Source organism: Cupriavidus sp. GW822-FHT02D05, from assembly GCF_058802485.1.
In genome coordinates this window covers 100,187-120,304 of sequence record NZ_JBXAOE010000027.1, presented here as the reverse complement: position 1 = coordinate 120,304, position 20,118 = coordinate 100,187, and the positions used below count along the sequence as shown (strand labels likewise).

General features: G+C 67.6%; 21 protein-coding genes and 1 riboswitch. Of the genes, 3 read left to right on the top strand and 18 right to left on the bottom strand.

The window, feature by feature from the left end:
• Positions 1–126: 126 nt before the first annotated feature.
• The 5 genes from AC1RQK_RS30110 to ahcY form a co-directional block, all read right to left on the bottom strand.
• A complete protein-coding gene (locus tag AC1RQK_RS30110) occupies positions 127–897 on the bottom strand; it encodes a Mut7-C RNAse domain-containing protein (protein WP_492373948.1) in 771 nt (256 codons plus the stop codon).
• 31 nt (positions 898–928) lie between these two features.
• Positions 929–1,291, bottom strand: coding sequence for a TfoX/Sxy family protein (locus AC1RQK_RS30105; protein WP_492373947.1), 363 nt, complete (start codon positions 1,289–1,291; stop codon positions 929–931).
• 22 nt (positions 1,292–1,313) lie between these two features.
• A complete protein-coding gene (gene metF / locus AC1RQK_RS30100) occupies positions 1,314–2,144 on the bottom strand; it encodes a methylenetetrahydrofolate reductase [NAD(P)H] (protein WP_183032212.1) in 831 nt (276 codons plus the stop codon).
• Between the two features lie 62 nt (positions 2,145–2,206).
• A complete protein-coding gene (locus tag AC1RQK_RS30095; RefSeq protein WP_150989950.1) occupies positions 2,207–2,560 on the bottom strand; it encodes a phage holin family protein in 354 nt (117 codons plus the stop codon).
• A 96-nt stretch (positions 2,561–2,656) separates the two neighbouring features.
• Positions 2,657–4,090: an adenosylhomocysteinase gene (gene ahcY / locus AC1RQK_RS30090; protein WP_043343154.1), complete on the bottom strand. Its 1,434-nt coding sequence runs from the start codon at positions 4,088–4,090 to the stop codon at positions 2,657–2,659.
• Positions 4,091–4,221: 131 nt separating this feature from the next.
• Positions 4,222–4,302: riboswitch (S-adenosyl-L-homocysteine riboswitch) on the bottom strand.
• A gap of 74 nt (positions 4,303–4,376) precedes the next feature.
• Here ahcY and thiD point away from each other — a divergent pair.
• A complete protein-coding gene (gene thiD, locus AC1RQK_RS30085; RefSeq protein ID WP_492373945.1) occupies positions 4,377–5,207 on the top strand; it encodes a bifunctional hydroxymethylpyrimidine kinase/phosphomethylpyrimidine kinase in 831 nt (276 codons plus the stop codon).
• A 264-nt stretch (positions 5,208–5,471) separates the two neighbouring features.
• A complete protein-coding gene (locus AC1RQK_RS30080; protein ID WP_492373944.1) occupies positions 5,472–5,912 on the top strand; it encodes a PGDYG domain-containing protein in 441 nt (146 codons plus the stop codon).
• Between the two features lie 4 nt (positions 5,913–5,916).
• Here the strand turns inward: AC1RQK_RS30080 and AC1RQK_RS30075 are convergent, their stop codons facing one another.
• The 6 genes from AC1RQK_RS30075 to AC1RQK_RS30050 are packed head-to-tail and all read right to left on the bottom strand — an operon-like array spanning position 5,917 to position 12,764.
• Positions 5,917–6,363: a PaaI family thioesterase gene (locus AC1RQK_RS30075; protein WP_492812934.1), complete on the bottom strand. Its 447-nt coding sequence runs from the start codon at positions 6,361–6,363 to the stop codon at positions 5,917–5,919.
• Positions 6,364–6,393: 30 nt separating this feature from the next.
• Positions 6,394–6,606 (bottom strand): acyl-CoA carboxylase biotin carboxyl carrier protein subunit, encoded by a 213-nt coding sequence (locus tag AC1RQK_RS30070; RefSeq protein WP_492373943.1) that lies wholly within the window; start codon positions 6,604–6,606, stop codon positions 6,394–6,396.
• Positions 6,606–8,045, bottom strand: coding sequence for an acetyl-CoA carboxylase biotin carboxylase subunit (locus AC1RQK_RS30065; protein ID WP_492373942.1), 1,440 nt, complete (start codon positions 8,043–8,045; stop codon positions 6,606–6,608). The genes AC1RQK_RS30070 and AC1RQK_RS30065 overlap by 1 nt, the downstream gene beginning before the upstream one ends.
• Positions 8,042–10,153, bottom strand: coding sequence for an acetate--CoA ligase family protein (locus AC1RQK_RS30060; RefSeq protein ID WP_492812931.1), 2,112 nt, complete (start codon positions 10,151–10,153; stop codon positions 8,042–8,044). The genes AC1RQK_RS30065 and AC1RQK_RS30060 overlap by 4 nt, the downstream gene beginning before the upstream one ends.
• A 1-nt stretch (position 10,154) precedes the next feature.
• Complete coding sequence (locus AC1RQK_RS30055; RefSeq protein WP_492373940.1) at positions 10,155–11,165, bottom strand: tripartite tricarboxylate transporter substrate binding protein; 1,011 nt, start codon at positions 11,163–11,165, stop codon at positions 10,155–10,157.
• A 51-nt stretch (positions 11,166–11,216) separates the two neighbouring features.
• Positions 11,217–12,764, bottom strand: a complete 1,548-nt coding sequence (locus tag AC1RQK_RS30050; RefSeq protein WP_043343137.1) for an acyl-CoA carboxylase subunit beta — start codon at positions 12,762–12,764, stop codon at positions 11,217–11,219.
• Between the two features lie 162 nt (positions 12,765–12,926).
• Here AC1RQK_RS30050 and AC1RQK_RS30045 point away from each other — a divergent pair, with 162 nt between their 5' ends.
• Positions 12,927–14,684: a sigma-54 interaction domain-containing protein gene (locus AC1RQK_RS30045; protein WP_492812929.1), complete on the top strand. Its 1,758-nt coding sequence runs from the start codon at positions 12,927–12,929 to the stop codon at positions 14,682–14,684.
• Positions 14,685–14,704: 20 nt separating this feature from the next.
• On the opposite strand, the gene AC1RQK_RS30040 is transcribed toward AC1RQK_RS30045, so the two are convergent.
• The 7 genes from AC1RQK_RS30040 to AC1RQK_RS30010 all read right to left on the bottom strand — a co-directional run bounded on the left by AC1RQK_RS30040 (position 14,705) and on the right by AC1RQK_RS30010 (position 20,079).
• Positions 14,705–15,022 carry a hypothetical protein gene (locus AC1RQK_RS30040; RefSeq protein WP_492812927.1) on the bottom strand — a complete coding sequence of 106 codons (318 nt, stop codon included), beginning with the start codon at positions 15,020–15,022 and terminating at the stop codon, positions 14,705–14,707.
• Positions 15,023–15,799, bottom strand: coding sequence for an AAA family ATPase (locus AC1RQK_RS30035; protein ID WP_492812925.1), 777 nt, complete (start codon positions 15,797–15,799; stop codon positions 15,023–15,025).
• 59 nt (positions 15,800–15,858) lie between these two features.
• Positions 15,859–16,362 (bottom strand): GNAT family N-acetyltransferase, encoded by a 504-nt coding sequence (locus tag AC1RQK_RS30030; protein WP_492373936.1) that lies wholly within the window; start codon positions 16,360–16,362, stop codon positions 15,859–15,861.
• 343 nt (positions 16,363–16,705) lie between these two features.
• Complete coding sequence (locus tag AC1RQK_RS30025) at positions 16,706–17,839, bottom strand: thiamine phosphate synthase (protein WP_492812922.1); 1,134 nt, start codon at positions 17,837–17,839, stop codon at positions 16,706–16,708.
• Positions 17,836–18,684 carry a thiazole synthase gene (locus tag AC1RQK_RS30020; RefSeq protein ID WP_043343126.1) on the bottom strand — a complete coding sequence of 283 codons (849 nt, stop codon included), beginning with the start codon at positions 18,682–18,684 and terminating at the stop codon, positions 17,836–17,838. The genes AC1RQK_RS30025 and AC1RQK_RS30020 overlap by 4 nt, the downstream gene beginning before the upstream one ends.
• A 6-nt stretch (positions 18,685–18,690) precedes the next feature.
• Positions 18,691–18,888, bottom strand: coding sequence for a sulfur carrier protein ThiS (gene thiS, locus AC1RQK_RS30015; protein WP_150989923.1), 198 nt, complete (start codon positions 18,886–18,888; stop codon positions 18,691–18,693).
• 12 nt (positions 18,889–18,900) lie between these two features.
• The gene (locus AC1RQK_RS30010; protein ID WP_492812920.1) at positions 18,901–20,079 is read right to left on the bottom strand and encodes an FAD-dependent oxidoreductase; all 1,179 of its coding nucleotides are present in this window, start codon (positions 20,077–20,079) and stop codon (positions 18,901–18,903) included.
• Positions 20,080–20,118: the final 39 nt, after the last annotated feature.

Below are 20,118 nucleotides of genomic sequence, written 5' to 3'. Positions count from 1 at the left end.
CCCTCTTTGCCGGTCAAAGAAAAGTGACCGGCAGCCCCCGCAGGGGGATGTCGTATGGCCCTTGGGTCCAAAAACCAACGCCGCTAAAAAAAACAGCGACCACACCCCAAAAAAACAAGCCACCAACTACAAACAACGCCCCACAGGCACCAACTCATCCACCAAATCCCGCATATGCCGCCAATGCGATCCCTCCCAAAACACTCGCTGGCAGCAATCGCAAGTCACGAACCGCTCCTGGCGCGCAAGCACGCCCGGCGGCACGCGGCCGTCGACCTCGGTTTTGTCGATCGCCCGTAGCGGCACATTGCAGTCCAGGCACAGCGAGAACGGCCGCGCGCTACGGGCCAGGTCGAGCCGCGCGAAAATCTCCCGTAGTTGCGGTGTGGCCTTGATGGCGCGCACGTAGCAGCCATGGGTGACCCCGCGCCGCTTGAGCAGCTCGCGGTCCCGCGTGAGCACGATGCGGCCCTCGCGCATGGCGATGGCCTCGATCTCACTATCGGCGTAATGGTTGTCGTAAAGCGTGTCGAAGCCGGTCAGGCGCAGCAGGTGCGCCAACCCGCCCAGGTGGGCGTCGGCAACAAAGCGGGTCGCGCGCAGCGGCTCGGCGCGCACGCGCAGCAACGGTGTGACGTCGAAGGCTTCGAACTGGGGATAGACCGAGACGCGGTCGCCATCCTGCAGCAGGCGCTCGAAGCCGCATGACTCGCCGTTCACCAGGATCAGCTCCACTTCGGTGTGCGGCACGCCCAGCGCTTCGATCATGTGCTTGACGGTGGCGGCGCGCGCGCAGGCGCACACGCAATCCCGGCCGCGCTGCGCGCGCGGCAGGAAATCGTTCAGTTCCTCGTAGAAACGAAACGTGGCGGTGACGGTGGCAGGGTCGGTGGCCATGGGCCAAAGTATGCCACCGCCCGGCAGCGCCTCAGCCCGCCTGATTGGCCAGCCGCAGCGTGGACTCCACGGAAAGCCGCGCCCAGGCTGTCATGGCCTCGGCCGACTCCAGGCAGGCCGGTGGAGCACTCAGGTAATGCTGCATGGAGACCTCGCGGCCGTTGCGGCTGTAGCGGAACGGCTCGCCGCCCTCGGCCTCGAAGCCCCCGCGCGTCTGGTCGTCCACTTTCAGGTAGCAGCGCCCGCCCAGCACCAGCGCGAACACCAGGCCGTCGTAGTACAGGGCGTGGCCGCCAAACATGCGGCGCGTGGTGATCGGGCCGATGCGCGCCGCTAGCGGCCCCAGCAGTTCGAGCAGATGGTCGATGAAGGGATCGGGGCGGCGGGCTGGCATGGCGCGGGCGCGGGCGGATGCCTCAGAGCTTCAGGCGCTGCCAGATGGCTTTGGTCGCGCTGGCCGTGTTGAGCGTATAGAAATGCAGCCCCGGCACGCCGGCCGCAAGCAGGCGCTCGCACAGCGCGGTGACCACATCCAGGCCAAAGGCGCGGATCGATTCGCGGTCATCGCCGAAGCCTTCCAGCCGCTTGGCCACCCAGCGCGGCACTTCGGCACCGCACATCTCGGAGAAGCGCATCAGCTGCGAGGAATTGGTGATCGGCATGATGCCCGGCACGATCGGTACGTCCACACCCATGGCGCGCACGTCCTCGACGAAACGGAAGTACGCATCGGCGTTGAAGAAGTACTGGGTGATGGCCGAGTCGGCGCCGGCCTTGACCTTGCGCACGAAGTTCTCGAGATCGTGGCGGGGCGACTTGGCCTGCGGGTGGTACTCGGGATAAGCCGCCACCTCAATGTTGAACCAGTCGCCGGTCTCGGCGCGGATAAACTCCACCAGCTCGTTGGCATAGCGGAACTCGCCGATCTCGCCCATGCCCGATGGCATGTCGCCGCGCAGCGCGACGATATGGCGGATGCCGCCTTCACGGTAGGTCTTGAGGATATTGCGGATGCTCTCGCGCGAGGACCCCACGCACGACAAGTGCGGCGCGGCCTCGATGCCTTCGCGCTGGATCTCCAGCACGGCGTCCAGCGTGCCCTGCTGGGTGGTGCCGCCGGCGCCGAAGGTCACCGAGATGAACTTGGGCTGCAGCGGAGCGAGCTGCGCACGCGTGTTGCGCAGCTTCTCGGCGCCCTCCGCCGTCTTGGGCGGGAAGAATTCAAAGCTGAAGTAGCGGTCTTGCATGATGGTGGCGCGCCGCCTATGGCGCGGCGCGCTGAAAAATTGGCATGGGACGCCGGACGGCGTCAGGCGCTGCGGCGTTCGCCGAGCAGCACGCTCGACAGGGCCCAGGAGATCACGCTGTAGAGGATCGAGCCAAGCAGGGCCGCGCCAAAGCCGGTGACCACGAAACCGGCCAGCAGCTTGCCCACGAACAGGAACAGCAGCGCGTTGATCACGAAGATGAACAGGCCAAGCGTGAGCAGCGTCACCGGCAAGGTCAGGATCACCAGGATCGGGCGGATCAAGGTATTCACCAGGCCAAGCACCAGCGCGGCGATCATGGCCGAGCCGAAGCCGCCAAGATGAATCCCATCGATCAGGCTGCCCACCAGGAACAGCGCGGCGGCGTTGATGATCCAGACGGCCAACAATCTCATGACGACTCCTTCGCTTGGGTAAAACGGATTCGGGGCAGATTCGGGGCACGGCGCCCGCTGCGCGCGGGCGCCGCGGGCTGACGAACCGGCGGTTGATCAATAACGGTAGTGATCGGCCTTGTACGGGCCTTGCTTGCTCACGCCGATGTAGGCGGCTTGCTGCTCGGTCAGCTCGGACAGTTGCGCGTTGAGCTTCTTGAGCTGCAGGCGCGCGACCTTTTCGTCCAGGTGCTTGGGCAGCGTGTAGACGCCGACCGGGTACTTGCCGCTTTCGCGTTCCTGCCACAGCTCGATCTGGGCGATGGTCTGGTTGGCGAACGAGCTGCTCATCACGTACGACGGGTGGCCCGTGCCGCAGCCCAGGTTCACCAGGCGGCCCTTGGCCAGGATGATGATCTTCTTGCTGGGTTGATCGCCAACGGCGGGGAACACCACGTGGTCGACCTGCGGCTTGATCTCGTCCCACTCGTACTTTTCCAGCGAGGCGATGTCGATCTCGTTGTCAAAGTGGCCGATGTTGCAGACGATGGCCTGGTCCTTCATCTTGGCCATGTGGTCATGGGTGATGACGTGGTAGTTGCCGGTGCAGGTGACGAAGATGTCGGCCTTGTCGGCAGCGTATTCCATGGTCACCACGCGGTAGCCTTCCATCGCGGCCTGCAGTGCGCAGATCGGGTCGACTTCAGTCACCCACACCTGGGCCGACAGGGCACGCAGTGCCTGCGCGCTGCCCTTGCCCACGTCGCCGTAGCCGGCCACCAGCGCAACCTTGCCGGCGATCATCACGTCGGTGGCGCGCTTGATGCCGTCCACCAGCGATTCACGGCAACCATACAGGTTGTCGAACTTGCTCTTGGTCACCGAGTCGTTGACGTTGATGGCGGGGAACTTGAGCTCGCCCTTTTGCGCCATCTGGTACAGGCGGTGCACGCCCGTGGTGGTTTCCTCGGTCACGCCCTTGATGGCGTCCAGGTTACGGCTGTACCAGGACGGGTCCTTGGCCAGTTTTTCCTTGATCGCGGCGAACAGGAAGGTTTCTTCCTCGCTGCCCGGGTTGGCGATCAGCGATGCGTCCTTCTCGGCGCGGGCGCCCAGGTGCAGCAGCAGCGTGGCATCGCCGCCGTCGTCCAGGATCATGTTGGGGGTGCCGCCATCCTTCCAGTCGAAGATGCGGTGGGTGAAGTCCCAGTATTCCTTCAGCGATTCGCCCTTGAAGGCGAACACCGGCGTGCCCGAAGCGGCGATGGCCGCGGCAGCGTGGTCCTGGGTCGAGAAGATGTTGCACGATGCCCAGCGCACGTCGGCGCCAAGCGCCACCAGCGTCTCGATCAGCACGGCGGTCTGGATGGTCATGTGCAGCGAGCCGGCGATGCGCGCGCCCTTCAGGGGCTGGGCGGCAGCGTACTCGTCGCGGATGGCCATCAGGCCGGGCATTTCGGTTTCGGCGATGGCGATTTCCTTGCGGCCCCAGCCGGCGAGGCCCAGGTCGGCCACGAGGTAATCGTTCTTCAGGTCAGTCACTGCGTTCATGTTTCACTCCGATGAAGAGTGGCGACGAAGGACGAGTGCGGGGAATACGGCCGCGCCATGCAAGGATGGTGAAAACCAGGGCCTTTGCATAACGGGCGGATAGGTCGACTCGCCTCCGTGTGTATGCCACGGATCAGCGAGCGCCGTTGAAGACAGTCCGAGCCTGGCGAATGGCACAATAAGGCCCATTCGTTGCAACGCTCCTCGGAGTGGCGGTATTGTAGCCTGCCCCGGCACGCTTGGCACCGCCACCGCCATGAATTTTTCTTGACCGCCGGCCCAGCACATGACCCTGACGACACACCGCCCCCCGCGCACCCTGACCATCGCCGGCTCCGACTCGGGCGGCGGCGCCGGCATCCAGGCCGATCTCAAGACCTTTGCGGCGCTGGGCTGCTTCGGCATGAGCGCGATCACTGCCATCACGGCGCAGAACACGCTCGGCGTGACCGGCGTGCATGCCATCCCGGCCGACATGGTGGCGGCCCAGATCGATGCGGTTGCCAGCGATATCGGCGTGGATGCGGCCAAGACCGGCATGCTGGGCACCGCCGCCATCGTCGAGGCGGTAGCCGCCGCGGTGGACCGCCATGGCATTCGCCAGCTGGTAGTGGACCCGGTCATGATCTCCACCTCCGGCGCCACCCTGGCGGACGACGCCACCACCCAGGCCATGGTGCGCCTGCTGTTCCCGCGCGCCGTGCTGGTCACGCCCAACCTGCCCGAGGCATCCTACCTGCTGGGCCGCAAGATCACCCGGCGTGATGAAATGGAGCAGGCGGCACGCGACCTGGTCGCGCTGGGCTGCCCGGCGGTGCTGCTCAAGGGCGGGCACCTGGATCCGGCCGATGCCGGCCTGGACGACCTGTTGCTGAGTGCCGACGGCACTGTGCGCGTGTTCAGGCATCAGCGGGTCGACACCCGCAACCTGCATGGCACCGGCTGCACACTGGCAGCGGCCATTGCTGCCCAGTTGGCAAGGGGCGATAAGCTGGAAGACGCGGTGGAAGTGGCGCTGGATTTCGTGGCCGATGCGATTGTGGCGGGAGCTGACTTTGCGCTTGGGACGGGCAACGGGCCGCTGAACCACGGCTTTGCGCCGCGGGTGCTGGGATGAAGCAAGCCAGCGGCCCTGGACGAAGCCGTCGAACGGGCCAAAGCCGCGCGCCATGACGACGGCTGTTTCTCCCTCTCCCCTCAGGGGGAGAGGGCCGCGGAGAGGGGTGGCTTAGCTAGGAGCCACTGGAAGCGGAGCCCTTGGATTTGTCCAGCACGCCGGCGGAACGAGCGCCCGCCCTCTCCCCCGACCCCTCTCCCACAAGTGGGCGAGGGGAGCGAACCAGCGGTATGATTTGCGCCCCAGCCCGACATCCGCCACACCATGCCCACCCTCACCCAGATCGACCTGCGCACCGACCCCACCGCCGCCCCATACCAAAAGCACGAAGTGGTACAGGTAGCCTTCGCCAAAGAACCCGGCGAACTCATCAGCCTCGAAGGCCCCAACCGCTACCGGCCCGGCGACGCCATCATCACCGGCTCCACCGGCGACCGCTGGGTCGTGTCCCGCGAACGCTTCGACCCCAAGTACGAACCGCTGCAAGCCGGCACCCACGGCCAGGATGGCGCCTACCAGAACATCCCGGGCGTGGTGCTGGCCAAACGCATGGACCAGGATTTCAGCATTGCCCGCTCAGCCGGCGGCGACGTACTGCATGGCGCAGCTGGCGACTGGCTGATGCAATACGCCCCGAACGACTACGGCATCGTCCAGCAGGCGCGCTTCGCCCAGGTCTACCGTCCGGCCAGCGGCAACGCCTGAGGCGTCAGTCCCCGCCGCTGCTCAGCGGTACCAGCTTGAACGCCGCGCGTGCCACGCAAACCACTTCACCAGCGGCGTTCTTCACTTCGCCCTCGCAAAACGCGATGCGCGCGCCGCGCCGCATGCAGCGCGCTTCCAGGTGCAGTTCACCGCGTGCCGCAGCCAGGAAATGCGTGGACATATCGATGGTGATCACACCGGTTTCCAGCGGCGCATGCGAGCGCGCGGCGCCGCTGAGCGTGAAATCCAGCGTGGCCATCAAGGTGCCGCCGTGCACGTCGCCCCGGCTGTTGACCAGGAACGGGCTGACCGGCAGGCGCGTGTGGCACAGGCCCTCTTCCATCCGCACGGGCTGCAGGCCAAGATGGCGCATCAGCGGCACGTCGATGCCGAAGTAGGGTTTCTCGAGCGTGCCCGGCGCTACCGGGACAATCTGAGCGGGACTTTCCAAAACAGTTCTTCCTTATTCGCGTTCTTCGCGTTATGCGAGCTCCACCACCGCCTGGCCCTCGGCGACGGCGTCGCCGGGCCGCACCAGGATGGCCTTGACCACGCCAGCATATTCGGATTCGAGCGGTATCTCCATTTTCATGGACTCGATCATCATCACGGCGTCGCCGGGCGCAATGGTAGCGCCAACTTCGATGTGGATGGCGCAGACATGGCCGCTTACCGCGGCTTCGATCTTGTTCATCAGGCAGCTCTCTGGGTAGGTTGTGGGTTCTCTGCGGCAGGCGTGGCCAGCACACGCTGGGCGAGCGCGGTATCGATGCGCCCGGCCAGGAAATCGGGATGCGCGAGCACGCGCAGGATGAAAGGGATGTTGGTCTTGACGCCGGCAATGGCGAAATCCCCCAGCGCCGCGCGCAGCGTGGCGATGGCCTCGCCGCGATCGGCGCCGGTGGCAATCACCTTGGCCAGCATGGGGTCGTAGTACGGCGTGATGCGGGCGCCTTCGGCGTAGCCGGTTTCCACGCGGATGCCCTCGCCTTGCGGCGGGCGGAACACCTCCAGCGGGCCAGGCGACGGGAAGAAGCGCACCGGGTCCTCGGCATACACGCGCGCCTCGATGGCATGGCCTTGCGCGTGGACCTGGCCGCCCGGCAGCACATCATCGATGCGCTCGCCGCGCGCCAGCCGGATCTGCGCTGCCACGATATCCACGCCGGTGATCTGCTCGGTGACGGCGTGCTCCACCTGCAGGCGCGTGTTCATCTCCAGGAAGACAAATCCGGTGGCCGGCGTGTGCAGCATTTCCACCGTGCCGATCACGTCGTAGCCGATGCCGGACAGCAGCGCCGAGAGCTTGGCCGCCATGGCTTGCACCTCGGCACGGTCCAGCCCGTGCGCGCGCGCTTCCTCGATGACTTTCTGATGACGGCGCTGCACGGAGCAATCGCGCTCCCACAGGATGCGCACGCCGCCGTGGCGGTCGGCCAGCACCTGGAACTCGATATGGCGCGGCTGCTCGACCAGCTTCTCCAGGTACAGCTCGGCCTGGCCAAAGCTGCGCTGCGCCACCGAGCGCGCCTGCTGCCAGGCAGCGGCCAAGCCGGCCGCGTCACGCACCGGCACCATGCCGATGCCGCCGCCACCGCCGGCGGGCTTGATCAGCACCGGATAGCCGATACGCTCTGCCGCAGCGGCGACGGTGTCCATGTCGTCGGGCAGCACCTCGGAGCTGGGCGCCAGCGGCATGCCTTGCGCAGCCATGAAAGCGCGCGCTTCGGTCTTGTGGCCAAGGCGCCGGATCCAGTGCGGGGACGGGCCGATAAAGCACAGGCCGGCGGCTTCCACGCGCTCGGCGAAAGCGGCGTTTTCCGACAGGAAGCCATAGCCGGGATGCACCGCATCGGCGCCACTGGCGCGCGCGGCTTCCAGCAGCTTGTCCTGGTCCAGGTAGCTGGCCAGCGGCGGCGCTTCGCCCAGGCGCAGCGCGGCATCGGCTTCACGCAGGTAGGGCAAGCCAGCGTCGGCATCCGAGTACACCGCGACCGATTCCAGGCCCAGCCCGCGCAGCGCGCGGATGATGCGCGCCGCTACCGCGCCGCGATTCGCGACCAGCACGCGACGCAAGGGACGCAAGGGACGCAACGGACGTACCGATTCGCAAGCCTTCGTCGTGGCAATCATGAAGTCTCTCCCGCGCGGATCACTACCGCGTCGACCAGCACCGGCGCCACGCCGGCGCGGCTCACCATGACCGGATTGGCGTCGACCGAGCGTACCTGTCCTTGCGCGCCCACCATCCAGTCGCCCACGCGCACCAGCATTTGCGCCAGCGCGTCCACATCGACCGCCTCCATGCCGCGCAGCGCGCCGAAGGCGCGCGCAATGCGCAGCCGGCCGATGGCCTCGCGCGCCTGCGCGGCGTTGAAGGGCGCGACGAGAAACTGCACGTCGTCTATCGCTTCGACCAGCACGCCGCCCTGCCCCACCATCACCACCGGTCCGTAGACGTCGTCGATGTGCGCGCCCACCGCCAGCTCGAAAGCGCCGCGTTGCTGGCGCGCCAGCAAGACGCCGCCATGCTGGATGCCCTGGCTGGCAGACAGCCCTCGCAGCATACGGTCCAGGTCATGGAAGGCAGCCAGTGCCTGCGCCTCGTCGGCAAGGCCGAGGCGCACCAGCCCTAGCTCGGACTTGTGCGTGATATCGGACGAAACGCCCTTGGCAACCACTGGCGTGCCCAGTTCGCCCAGCGCGCGGCGCACGTCATCCACGCTGCGGCACAGGCGGTGCCGCACGACCGGCAGACCGGCCTGCGCCAGCGCCGCCAGGCTTGCCACTTCGTCGAGCGATACGTTGGGAGCCGCATTGTCCTTGGCGAACACCGGCGGCAGCGCGGCGGGCTCGGCCAACGCGGCGGCATTCATCGCCGCGTGCCGCGCGAGCATGCCCAGCGCGCGCATGGCGGCACGCTCGCTGTCGAACACCGGCACGCCTTGCGCGCGGAACGCCTGCGCCACCCACTCCTGGTTGGCGCTGACCGCCACCGGCACGCCGCTGGCCGAGGCAAAGCGGCCGGTCTGCGCGGAGAAATCGGCAAAGTCGTAGCCCTCGCCGCCGATAGGAAAGCCCACGTAGATCATGTCGGCCTGGCGCTGCGCGGCCACCACTTCCAGCGTCTGCCCGTAGATGTGCGGCTGGCCCAGCAGCGCAGTGGTCATGTCGATCGGATTGCGCGCCGACACAAACGCTGGAAGCACTGCCTTGAGCGCGGCTTCCCCCTCGCCTTCGAACTGGCACAGCGCGAGGCCCTGATCCTCGGCGGCATCGGCCGCCAGTACGCATGTGGCGCCGGAATTGCTGATCGCCACTACCTTGCGTCCACGCGGACGCTGCCCGCCGATAAACACCTGGCTGTACTCGACCAGCTCGCGGAAATCCGCCACACGCTGGATGCCGTGCTGGCGCAGGAAGGCGTCGGCTAGTGCATCCTCACCGGCCAGCGCGCCGGTGTGCGAGCTGGCGGTGAGTTGCCCGGCCTGCGTGCGGCCAGCTTTGACGGCGAGGATGGGAATGTCGCGCTGATGCGCGACGCGCGCGGCCTGCGCCAGCACAGCCGGGTCTTTCAGCGATTCGATATAGAGCAGCAGCACCCGGATGTCCGGATCGGCGCCGACCGCGCGCAGCACCTCTGCGGCAGTGATGTCCGCCTCATTGCCGGTCGCCACCATATAGCGCACGCCGATGCCCTTGCGGCGCAGGCCACCGTAGACGATGGAAGAGCCCGCGCCGCTCTGGCTGACGATGGCGACCGGCCCGTCCTGGCCGGCTTCCTCGTTGATCATGGTGGAGAAATGCAGGATGGCGCCATCGCGGAAGTTGGCCACGCCCTGCGTATTGGGGCCGAACAAGCGCAAACCGCCCGCGCGCGCGCGCTCGACCAGCCTGCGCTGCTGCGCCGCGCCGGCTTCGCCAAGCTCCGCAAAGCCCGAGGAATAAATCACCGCTGCGCGCGCATTGACCGCCAGGCACTGGTCGATGGCCTGTTCGACCTCCTGCCCCGCGACACTGATCACCACGACATCGGGCGCATCGGGCAGCGCGGCCAGTTCGGGATAGGCCTGCAGGCCCTGGATCTGCGCGCGTTTGGGGTTGACCGGATACACACGCCCGGCAAAGCCGTAGCGGCGCATGTAATCGATCGGCCGGCCGCCGGCCTTGATCGGATTATCGGAGGCGCCAAGGATGGCAACCGAACGCGGGGCCAGCAGTTCAAGCATGTTGTCGCTCATCTCAATCCACCTTCACCTTGGCTTCGGTGGCCACGCGCTTCCACTTGACTAGTTCCGCCTGCATAAACGCGCCGAACTGCTCGGCATTCAGCGTGCCGGGCGTGGTGCCGCTCTGCGCCAGGTTAGCCTTGGATTCCGCCGTGTTCATGCTCTTCACGGCGTCGCGGTTCAGGCGCTCCACCAGCGGCTTGGGCAGGTTGGCCGGGCCATAGAAGCCAATCCACGTGGTGGCCTCGTAGCCGGGCACGCCCTGCTCGGCAATGGTGGGCACATTGGGCAAGGCCTCGCTGCGCTTGGCCGAGGTCACGCCGATGGCCTTGACCTTGCCGTCCTTCACATAGGGCGCCATCGTCATCACGTCATGGAACAGCGCGGGGATCTGGCCGCCGAGCAGGTCCGACAGCGCCGGCGCCGCGCCCTTGTAGGGAATATGCGTCAGCGGCGTGTTGGTCATCAGCCGCAGCAACTCCCCCGACATATGCGTGGCGCCGCCAATGCTGGATGAGCCGAACGACAAGCCTTCCTTTTGCTTCCTCGCGTACGCAAGGAATTCCTGCAGGTTCGACACCGGCACATTGTTGTTCACCACCAGCACGTTGGGCGTGGTCGCCAACAGCGCGATCGGGGTGAAGTCCTTGCTGGCGTTGTACGGCAGCTTGGGCCGCACCGCGGGATTGATCACCTGGTGCGTGGCGCTGACCAGCAGCGTGTAGCCGTCCGGGTTGGCGCGCGCGACGATCTCGGTGCCGATCTGGCCGCTGGCGCCGGCGCGGTTATCCACCACGAACGGCTGCTTGAACTCGGCCTGCATGTCGCGCGCGATGCGGCGCGCCAGCAGGTCGGTCATGCCGCCGGCGGGAAACGGCACGACGATGGTGACGGGCTTCTGCGGCCAGTGCTCCTGCGCCTGCGCGCCGGTGGCGCCCGGCAGTGCGGCGCCAACGGCCAGCGTGGCGGTAACGATGGCATTGAGGGTGGGGCGGTGCGCAAGGATAGGTCGGTGATTGGGCAAGGCGGTCTCCATTATTTTGTTTGTGTCTGATTTGCCGGACGGTCTCTCGTCTCAGGGCCGGATGCCGAACTTGCGCACGCCCGGCTCGCGCAGCGGCGCCGCCAGGTTGGCGAACTCGCACAGCAGCGAGCGCGTATCGCGCGGGTCGATGATGTCTTCCACCACGAAGGCTTCGGCGCTGCGGAACGGCGACGTCAGGCTGCGCACACGCTGCTCGATCTCGGCGCGCTTTTGCACGGGGTCGTCGGCGCCTTCGATCTCGGCCTTGTAGGCAACCTCCAGCCCGCCCTCGATCGGCAGCGAGCCCCAGTTGCCGGACGGCCATGCATAGCGGAAGTTGAAGCGGCCCATATGCTGGTGCCCCGCCGCCGCCACGCCATAGGCGCGGCGCAGGATCACGGAGCACCACGGCGTGGTGGCCTGGTACACCGCGGCCAGCGCGCGCACGCCGTAGCGCATGGTGCCGGCCTTCTCGGCTTCCAGGCCGATCTGGAAGCCGGCGATATCGACCATATTGATCACCGGCAGGTGGAAGGCTTCGGCCAGGTCCACGAAGCGGATGAATTTCTCCGCGGTGGGGCCGTCCCAGCCACCGCCGTAGTGATACGGATCGCTCGCCACCACCGCCACCGGCCAGCCATCCACGCGGGCCAGCCCGGTCACGATGGCGCGGCCCCAGTGCCGGCCCATCTCGAAAAAGGAGCCCTGGTCCACCAGCGTCTCGACAATGGGGCGCACCTTGTAGACGGAGCGGCTGTCGCGCGGGATCGCGCTGAGCAGCCACTCATCGCGGCGGGCGGGATCGTCGGTTGGCTCAACGCGCGGCGGCAGTTCATGCACCGAGCCCGGCAGGTAGGACAGGAAGCGGCGCGCGCGCGCAAAGGCTTCTTCCTCGCTCGCCACTTCGTCATCGACCACGCCATTGCGCGTATGGATCTGGCTGCCGCCGAGCTCGTTCTTTTCCAGTACCTGGCCAATGCGCGCCACCACCGGCGGGCCGGCGTTGAACAATTGCGCGGTGCCCTTGACCATCACCGAGTAGTGGCTCGCGGCCACGCGCGCCGCGCCCATGCCGGCCACCGAGCCCAGCGCCAGCGACACCACCGGCACCAGCGACATGTTCTCCACCACGTGCTGCCACACCTTCATGGTGGGGATGTTGGTGTAGCCCTTGTTCTCGATATTGCGCACGGAGCCGCCACCGCCGGTGCCGTCTACCAGCCGCACCATGGGCAAGCGCAGGTCGTGCGCCATCTTCTCTGCATGGATCAGCTTCTCGCCAACGGCACCGTCGTTGGCGCCGCCGCGCACGGTGAAGTCATCGCCCACCAGCACCACCGGGCGGCCGTCCACCTTGGCGCGCCCCATCACCAGGTTGGCGGGCGTGAGGCCCACCAGGCGGCCATTGCTGTCGTACTGGCCGCTGCCGGTGAGCGCGCCCACCTCGCGGAACGATCCGGCATCGGCGATCGCGTCGATGCGCTCGCGCACGGTCAGCTTGCCGGCGTCCTTGTGCCGCTTGACCTTGTCGGGGCCGCCGAGCTGCGCGGCGAGTTGCTTGCGGTAGGCCAGTTCATCGATTTCGGGCTGCCAGGACACGGCGGTCTCCTTAGTGCTGTTGTTATGGTCGTGGGCTATCTAGACGCATAAATGCAGCAAACGTGCCAGGCGCACCGGCCCTTGATTTCATTGTTCTTTTTATGGCTCGCTGATATTGTGTCCGCAATAAGGACACAAAAGTGCCCACGACGGAGACACAACATGTCGTCATCAGCGACACCCGAAGACACTTTCCCCGGCACTGAAGACAACCTCGGCGTACTGGTCGCCAGCCACGCGGGAGACGTACTAGCCAGCCTGGGACTCGCCGCCAACGCCACGCTGGCAACCGCCGCGCTAGCCGCCAGCGCAGGGCTCGCCGGCGACGGCAACTCCCCCCAGGATGCCGGCCGCCTGTTCGAATGCAGCCTGCCTGGCCCCGACAGCAAGCCCGCGCACCGCTTCATCGCCATGCGTCTGAGCGACCGCGAGCGGCAGGTCATCCTGCTGCGCCCTGCCGAGCGTGACGCAGCCCTCTTTGACTTCCTCGGCGCGGTACCCTTTGCCGGCGCGATCCTCGATCACTTCATCACCAACCCCTACCAGGCCATCACCGTGGCGGACCGCGCGGGCAACGTGCGCTTCATCAGCCCGGTGCACGAAAAATTCCTCGGCCTGCGCACCGGTGAAGGCACGGGCCGGCCCGCGGTGGACGTCATCCCCAATTCGCGCCTAGCGCAGGTGGCCGTCAGCGGCAAAGCCGAGATCGGGCAGTTGCAGGAGATGAACGGGGTGACACGCGTGGTGAACCGCATCCCGATCAGTGCCGCAGGCGAGGTGCTTGGCGCCATCGGCCAGATCCTCTTCAAGGAGCCTGAAGCCATCGGCCGCATGCACCGCGAGATGACGCAATTGCGCTCGCAACTGGCGCAAACACAACGCGAGCTCGACGCGTTGCGCGAGCAGCAGGCCGGCGCCGGCCCCGGCCTGCTGATTGGCGATAGCGCACCCATGCAGCGGCTGCGCCGAGAGATCGACACCGTAGCGCGGCTGGACGTGCCGGTGCTGATCCTCGGCGAAAGCGGCACCGGCAAGGAACTGGTGGCACGCGCCATCCACGGCGCCAGCCGCGCGGCCCAGGGCAAGCCGCTGGTCAGCCTGAACCTGGCCGCGCTGCCCGCCACGCTGATCGAGGCCGAGCTGTTCGGGCATGCGGCGGGCGCCTTCACCGGCAGCCATCGCCTTGGGCAGGCCGGCAAGCTGGAGCAGGCGGCAGGCGGCACGCTGTTCCTCGACGAGGTTGCCGATATCCCGATGGAGATGCAGGTCAAGCTGCTGCGCGTGCTGGAGGACCATATGGTGGAACGGCTGGGCAGCCGGCAGGCGCAGCGCGTGGACTTCCGGCTGGTAGCGGCAACCAACCGCGACATCCAGGCGCTGATCGATGGCGGACGCTTCCGCCTGGATCTGTACTACCGCCTGAGCGGCGTGGTGCTGCGCATTCCCGCGCTGGGCCAGCGGCGCGAGGACATCCCTGCCCTGTTGACCCATTTCGTGCGCGGCTTCTGCGCGCGCAACCAGGTGCCGGTGCCGGAAGTGGCCTCCGAGGTGCCGCGCTATCTGGCCGAGCGGCGATGGCCGGGCAATGTGCGCCAGCTCAGGCAGAAGATCGAAGAAGCGCTGGTGTTCTGCGACGCACGCGTGCTGCGCGCGGCGGATTTCGCCCGGGGCGAGGAAAGCGCGGTGGCGTACGGTCTGAGCGAGCCGCCGTTGCCGTATGGCGAGGCACTGGACGAGGCGGCGGATGAGGCTGGGATCAACGCGCGCGCCGCATCGCCGGCGGACCTGCGGGAAGTCGCGTACGAGGCCGTGCTGCAGGCCGTCGCGCGGCACGGTGGCAACAAGAAGCGCGCGGCGGAGCAACTGCGCATTTCACGCTCGCATCTGTACAAGATCCTGGCGCGTGGCGCGCGCGGCTGAGCGCAGGCGTTTTCCAGCGCCTACAGGATCTCCCGGACAAACCAGGCATTGAAGCGGTAAAGCGCAATGGTTGGCATCACGGAAAACAAGAACAGGCTGACGACAGCGCGCCGGTTCTTATACAGGTAGAGCGCCAGCAGATCCCGCAGCGTGTAGCTGGCTACCAGCACCAGGAGCGGAATGTAGGCCAGGAAGCAAAACAGGAAAATCCAGACAAAGGCGCCGCCCTGTAACGCTCGGTCAAGCATGCCAGCACCGGCGATCCAGTGCCCATCCCCGGCACTGAATGTAAGAAGCAGCATCAACAGGGAAACGATCAGCGTGGGATAGCGGAGCATTTAGATCGGCCCTCTCTCGCCGCCCGGCTCGTCGCCAAACAGCACGCGCAGCATGCGCTCGGGATTGGCCAGGAAATCGCGCGTCACGCGAAAGTGTTCGGTGTCCTGATAGTCGATCTGCGCCATGCCGTCCGGCGAGCAGGTGTAGATCCACGCGTTGGGATAGGCCATCAGGATCGGCGAGTGCGTAGCGATGATGAACTGCGAGCCGTCTTCGGCCAGATCATGGATGCGCGACAGCACCGCCAGTTGCCGCTGCGGCGACAGCGCCGCCTCGGGCTCGTCGAGCAGGTAGAGCCCATTGCCGCCAAAGCGATGCATCATCAGCGCGAGAAACGATTCGCCATGCGATTGCTCGTGCAACGAACGCCCGCCGTAGGCGTTGATGACGGGCGGGCTGAAGGCCGGCTCCTGGTCCAGGCGCTCGATTTCCGTGGCCACGTTGAAGAAGCTCTCCGCGCGCAGGAAGAAGCCATCGCGCGGGCGCTTGAAGCCGCGCGCAACGCGCAGGTATTCGTGCAGCACCGAATGCGACCGACGCGTGCCGAAGCTGAAATTGCGCGAGCCGCCCTCGGCGTTGTAACCCATGGCCACGGCAATGGCTTCCATCAGCGTGGACTTGCCCGATCCGTTCTCGCCAACCAGGAAGGTCACCTTGGGGTGCATCTCCATCGCTTCCAGCGTGCGCACCGCGGGCAGGCTGAAGGGGTAGCGCTCGAAGCTGTCGACGATGTCGCGCCGCAGGGTGACGCGGCTGATGAACTGGGACGAGATCATGGGGTTCGCCGGAGTGGATGGCACGGCACTATCGTAACGCCGTTCGGCGCCGGCGTGGCTCACAACGCCAGGCGCATGGCGATGCGTTGGCGCAAGCCGAGCGCCGCCTCGCGCGCCAGTGCGGCGCAGAGCGCCGGGCTGAGATCGGCTTCATCGAGATGGCGAAAGCCGAGGCTTGCGTAGAACGGCGCGTTCCACGGCAGGTGGCTGAAGGTGGTGAGATGGAGCGACTGCAGGCCTTGCCGGCGCAAACCATCGGCTACGGCGCGCACAAGTGCGCGGCCAATGCCACGGCGGGCGTGGGCGGGGTGGACGTCCATCTCATCAAGGCAGGCATGCTGGCCAAGCACGCTGGCGAGCGCGAAGCCGGCTGGCGTGCCGTCGGGGGCGATAGCGACCCACAGGCGGCGCTCACGCTGCGCGCGTTGCAGGTCTTCGAGCGGCGTGACTTGCTGGCGCAGCGCGGGAGGCAGGTCGGATTCGGGGAATAGTTCAGCCGCCGCGCGTTCGATGGCAGGCAGGCCGGGTACGTCTTCGGGAGTTGCTAAGCGAATGACTGGCATCGGGGCGCGGCGGTATGTGGCAAGTTCGGGCTCCCCCCCTCATCCGCTGCGCGGGAGAGGGCGGAAGCCCGATAAGCGTCGTGCGGGACAAAACCGAGGGCTCCGCTTCAAGTGGCTCCTAGCTAAGCCACCCCTCTCCCCGGCCCTCTCCCCCTGAGGGGAGAGGGAGAGACAGCCGTCGTCATGGCGCGCAGCTTTGGCCCGTTCTGCGGCTTCGTTCAGGCCCGCTGGTTTGCTCCCCTCTCCCACTTGTGGGAGAGGGGCCGGGGGAGAGGGCGGGCGCTGGCCCAGAGTATGGACAGTCACACGCACGCGTGCTTGCCCATCCTCCGGGCCCCATGCATCACGCCGCCGGAAACATCCCCAGCAGATTCGTCACCGCCGCAGGCACGTCAGCCGCCTCGGTAATCGCGCGCACCACGGCCGCGCTGCCAACGCCAGCCGCCAGCACCTCCGGCAAGCGCGCCGCATCGACGCCGCCGATGCCCACCAGCGAGGGCACCACGGGCTGCATCAGCTTGACGTAGGCGTGGAAGCGGCCCAGGCCCTGCGGCGCGGTCGGCATGATTTTGGTGGTGGTCGGGAAGATCGCACCCAGCGCCAGGTAGCTCGGGCCGATGGTGGCCACGCGCAGCATCTCGGCATAACCGTGCGTGGACACGCCAAGGCGCAGCCCGGAGGCGCGCAGCGCATCGAGGTCGGCCTCGTCGAGGTCTTCCTGGCCGAGGTGGATGCCATAGATGCCGCTGTCGCCACCCTGGCTGGCGTGGTAGTCGATGGCAGCCCGCCAGTGATCGTTGATGAACAAGCGCGAAGCGCTGCCGCGCGCGGCCTTGGCGGCGCGCTCAATCTCGCTGCGCACGGCCTGCACGTCGTCGGACTTGAAGCGCAGCTGCACGGTGGGCACCGCCAGCGGCACCAGCCGCTCGATCCATTCGGCGCTGGGCACCACCGCGTACAAACCCAGCGGCGGGCACGGTGCGAAGGGCTCGGCGCGCTGCTCCGGCGCGACCAGCGCGGCGTGGCGCACGTGCGGGAAGCGCGCGAAGTCCACCGGCCAGTCCAGCGAGCCCGGCTGCCAGGCGCGCGCCAGGCAGAGCGCATCGTGCGCGGGGAAATGCAGCGCCAGGCAAGCCAGCAGCGCGGCGACGAAGGCCGGCGAATGCGCGGTGTCGTCGTCGGCATGGGCACTGAAGACCCAGGTGCCCATCGGCGAGCGCACGGTGTCGCTCCATTGCCCGCCTTCGCGGTCGCTCTCGATGGCGATGGCGCCGGCGCCGGCAATGCGCGCCAGCGTGGCCTCGTCGGCCTCGCCGTCGAACAGCACCACGTCGGCATCGCCGAGCGCGGCGGGGGCGTTGCCCTGCACCCACGCGCGCCAGGCCTTGTCGCTGGTGCCGAAGGTGGCGCCATAGCGCGCCAGCAGCGTGTCGCGCAGCGCGGCGTCGATGCCGGCCGGGAGAAGATTGCGGGTCATGCGCGGTCCTCCGCGCCTTCGGCGTGCCAGAACGGCATGCCCACCACCGGGGTGCTGGCCTGCGCGATATCGCGCTCCGGCATGGGGCCGGCCAGGTAGGCGGTGCGGCCCGCGTCCACAGCCAGCGCGAAGGCGCGTGCCATGTTGACCGGATAAGCAGCCTGCGCCACTGCGGTGTTCAGCAGCACACCATCGTAGCCCCACTCCAGCACCTGGGCCGCGTGCGACGGCAGCCCGAGGCCGGCGTCGACGATCAGCGGGGTATCCGGCAAGCGTTCGCGCAACAGGCGCATGGCGTGCGGATTGACGGCGCCCTTCCCGGTGCCGATGGGCGCGGCCCAGGGCATCAGCGCCTGGCAGCCCACGTCCAGCAGGCGGCGGCACAGCACGAGGTCCTCCGTGCAATACGGCAGCACCTTGAAGCCCTCCTTGATCAGCGTCTCGGCCACGGCGGGCAGGTTGAGCGTATCGGGCTGCAGCGTGTAATCGTCGCCCACCAGCTCAAGCTTGATCCAGTCGGTCTCGAACACTTCGCGCGCCATCATGGCGGTGGTGATGGCTTCCTGCGGCGCCATGCAGCCAGCGGTATTGGGCAGCACCGGCACGTTCAGCGAGCGCAGCATCTGCCAGAAAGCCTGGCCGCCCTCGCCATCGCCGACCGAGCCCTGGCGGCGCAGCGCCACCGTCAGCATGGCGGGCCGGGCCACCTCCACCGCGGCCTGCAGCGTGGCGGGAGACGGATAGCGCGCGGTACCCAGCAACAGGCGCGAGGCAAACGACTCGCCATAGAGCACGAAGGGGTCGGCGAACAGGTCGCGCCGGGGTTCTGCGGAATTGAAGGTCATTTGGGGTCAGCCTCCCGTCACGGGTTGCACGAGGTCGATACGATCGCCGGCGGCGAGCACGGTGGCCGCATGCGCGGCGCGTGGCACGAACTGGCCGTTGAGCGCGGCGGCAAATGGCGGCGCGATGCCGGCGCCCGCCACCGCATCGGCCAGCGTGGCGTTATCGGCAAGGGCGAGCGGACGGCCGTTGAGCAGGATATCCATGGTCATTGTCGTTCAGTGCAGCACCGGCGAGCCGGCGACGGTATCGAGCGCGGCCGCGATCATGCCCGGCCAGCGCACCGAAGCGGGCACGGCATGCGCGGCAGGATCGTCGTCGAGCAGAGCCCGCACCACCTGGCAGGCGGCCTCGGTGACCGCCGGGGCGATCAGGAAGCCGTGCCGGTACAGGCCATTGAGGCGCACGATGCGGGCATGCTGGTCGACCCGGATGGCCGGCAGGTGGTCCGGGCGCGTCGGGCGGCGCTGCACATTGAGTTCCAGCACGCGCGCCTCGCCAAAGGCGGGGTGCAGCGAATACGCCGCGGAAAGCAGCTCCAGCGCGGAGCGCACGCTCATCGGCGAATCATCTTCGCTTTCGAGCTCGGTGGCGCCGATCACGTAGAGGTCGTTGGGCTTGGGCGCGATATAGATCGGGTAACGCGGATGCAGCAGGCGCACCGGGCGATGCAGCTTGACCTCGGGTGCGTGCACACGCACGACTTCACCGCGCAGGCCGCGTAATCCCGGCATGCTGCCGTGCGCGGCGGGCTGCCCCGGCCAGGCGGCGCGGGCGCCCAGGCCACGGCAATCCAGCACGGTGCGCGCGCAGATACCCAGCGCGGGCAGGTCGCCCGCTTCGATTTCACCAGCCTCCCAGACGCAATGCAGCCCGCTTGCCACCGCGCAAGCCAGCAATGCGCGCAGCGTGCCGCGATTGTCCAGCTGGCCTTCGCCGGCCAGCAGCAGTCCCTGGGAGAAACGGCCCGCGAGCGCGGGCTCGAGCGCGGCCACGCCATTGCCGTCCAGCGCGCGCATGCGCTCGGCCACCAGTTCGGGCGGCGCCACGGCGCGCACCCGGCTGGTAAACAGCGACATCTCGCTGCGGTCGCGGGTATGCCATACCACCAGCGTGCCGTCTTCCTGGAAGAACACCGGCTCCGGCAATTCGGCCACCCAGGTGCGCCACAAGTCGACGCTGGCGGTGCCAAGCTCGACGATGCGGCGCTCGGCAATGGCGGATTCCGCCAGGGGCGCGAGCATTGCCGCGGCGACGTGCGCGGCGGAGCCAACGCCGTCGGGGCCACCGCGCTCGACCAGCGCCACGCGCAGGCCGGCACGCACCAGTTGCCAGGCGGAAAGGCGCCCGGCCAGGCCGGCGCCGAGCACGGCCACATCAAACGACTGCGTTGTCATGGGGATGGTTGTGCCGGTGCTCGCCGCGATGGCGCGGCG

What these genes read in the sequence shown, in the direction of transcription:
- ahcY (WP_043343154.1), bottom strand. Translation starts at nt 4,090, where the DNA reads ATGAACGCAGTGACTGACCTGAAGAACGATTACCTCGTGGCCGACCTG.
- AC1RQK_RS30105 (WP_492373947.1), bottom strand. Translation starts at nt 1,291, where the DNA reads ATGCCAGCCCGCCGCCCCGATCCCTTCATCGACCATCTGCTCGAACTG.
- AC1RQK_RS30060 (WP_492812931.1), bottom strand. Translation starts at nt 10,153, where the DNA reads ATGAGCGACAACATGCTTGAACTGCTGGCCCCGCGTTCGGTTGCCATC.
- AC1RQK_RS30035 (WP_492812925.1), bottom strand. Translation starts at nt 15,799, where the DNA reads ATGATCTCGTCCCAGTTCATCAGCCGCGTCACCCTGCGGCGCGACATC.
- thiS (WP_150989923.1), bottom strand. Translation starts at nt 18,888, where the DNA reads ATGGATATCCTGCTCAACGGCCGTCCGCTCGCCCTTGCCGATAACGCC.
- thiD (WP_492373945.1), top strand. Translation starts at nt 4,377, where the DNA reads ATGACCCTGACGACACACCGCCCCCCGCGCACCCTGACCATCGCCGGC.
- AC1RQK_RS30070 (WP_492373943.1), bottom strand. Translation starts at nt 6,606, where the DNA reads ATGAACAAGATCGAAGCCGCGGTAAGCGGCCATGTCTGCGCCATCCAC.
- AC1RQK_RS30020 (WP_043343126.1), bottom strand. Translation starts at nt 18,684, where the DNA reads ATGACCTTCAATTCCGCAGAACCCCGGCGCGACCTGTTCGCCGACCCC.
- AC1RQK_RS30030 (WP_492373936.1), bottom strand. Translation starts at nt 16,362, where the DNA reads ATGCCAGTCATTCGCTTAGCAACTCCCGAAGACGTACCCGGCCTGCCT.
- AC1RQK_RS30010 (WP_492812920.1), bottom strand. Translation starts at nt 20,079, where the DNA reads ATGACAACGCAGTCGTTTGATGTGGCCGTGCTCGGCGCCGGCCTGGCC.
- AC1RQK_RS30095 (WP_150989950.1), bottom strand. Translation starts at nt 2,560, where the DNA reads ATGAGATTGTTGGCCGTCTGGATCATCAACGCCGCCGCGCTGTTCCTG.
- AC1RQK_RS30065 (WP_492373942.1), bottom strand. Translation starts at nt 8,045, where the DNA reads ATGATTGCCACGACGAAGGCTTGCGAATCGGTACGTCCGTTGCGTCCC.
- AC1RQK_RS30045 (WP_492812929.1), top strand. Translation starts at nt 12,927, where the DNA reads ATGTCGTCATCAGCGACACCCGAAGACACTTTCCCCGGCACTGAAGAC.
- AC1RQK_RS30080 (WP_492373944.1), top strand. Translation starts at nt 5,472, where the DNA reads ATGCCCACCCTCACCCAGATCGACCTGCGCACCGACCCCACCGCCGCC.
- AC1RQK_RS30110 (WP_492373948.1), bottom strand. Translation starts at nt 897, where the DNA reads ATGGCCACCGACCCTGCCACCGTCACCGCCACGTTTCGTTTCTACGAG.
- AC1RQK_RS30040 (WP_492812927.1), bottom strand. Translation starts at nt 15,022, where the DNA reads ATGCTCCGCTATCCCACGCTGATCGTTTCCCTGTTGATGCTGCTTCTT.
- metF (WP_183032212.1), bottom strand. Translation starts at nt 2,144, where the DNA reads ATGCAAGACCGCTACTTCAGCTTTGAATTCTTCCCGCCCAAGACGGCG.
- AC1RQK_RS30025 (WP_492812922.1), bottom strand. Translation starts at nt 17,839, where the DNA reads ATGACCCGCAATCTTCTCCCGGCCGGCATCGACGCCGCGCTGCGCGAC.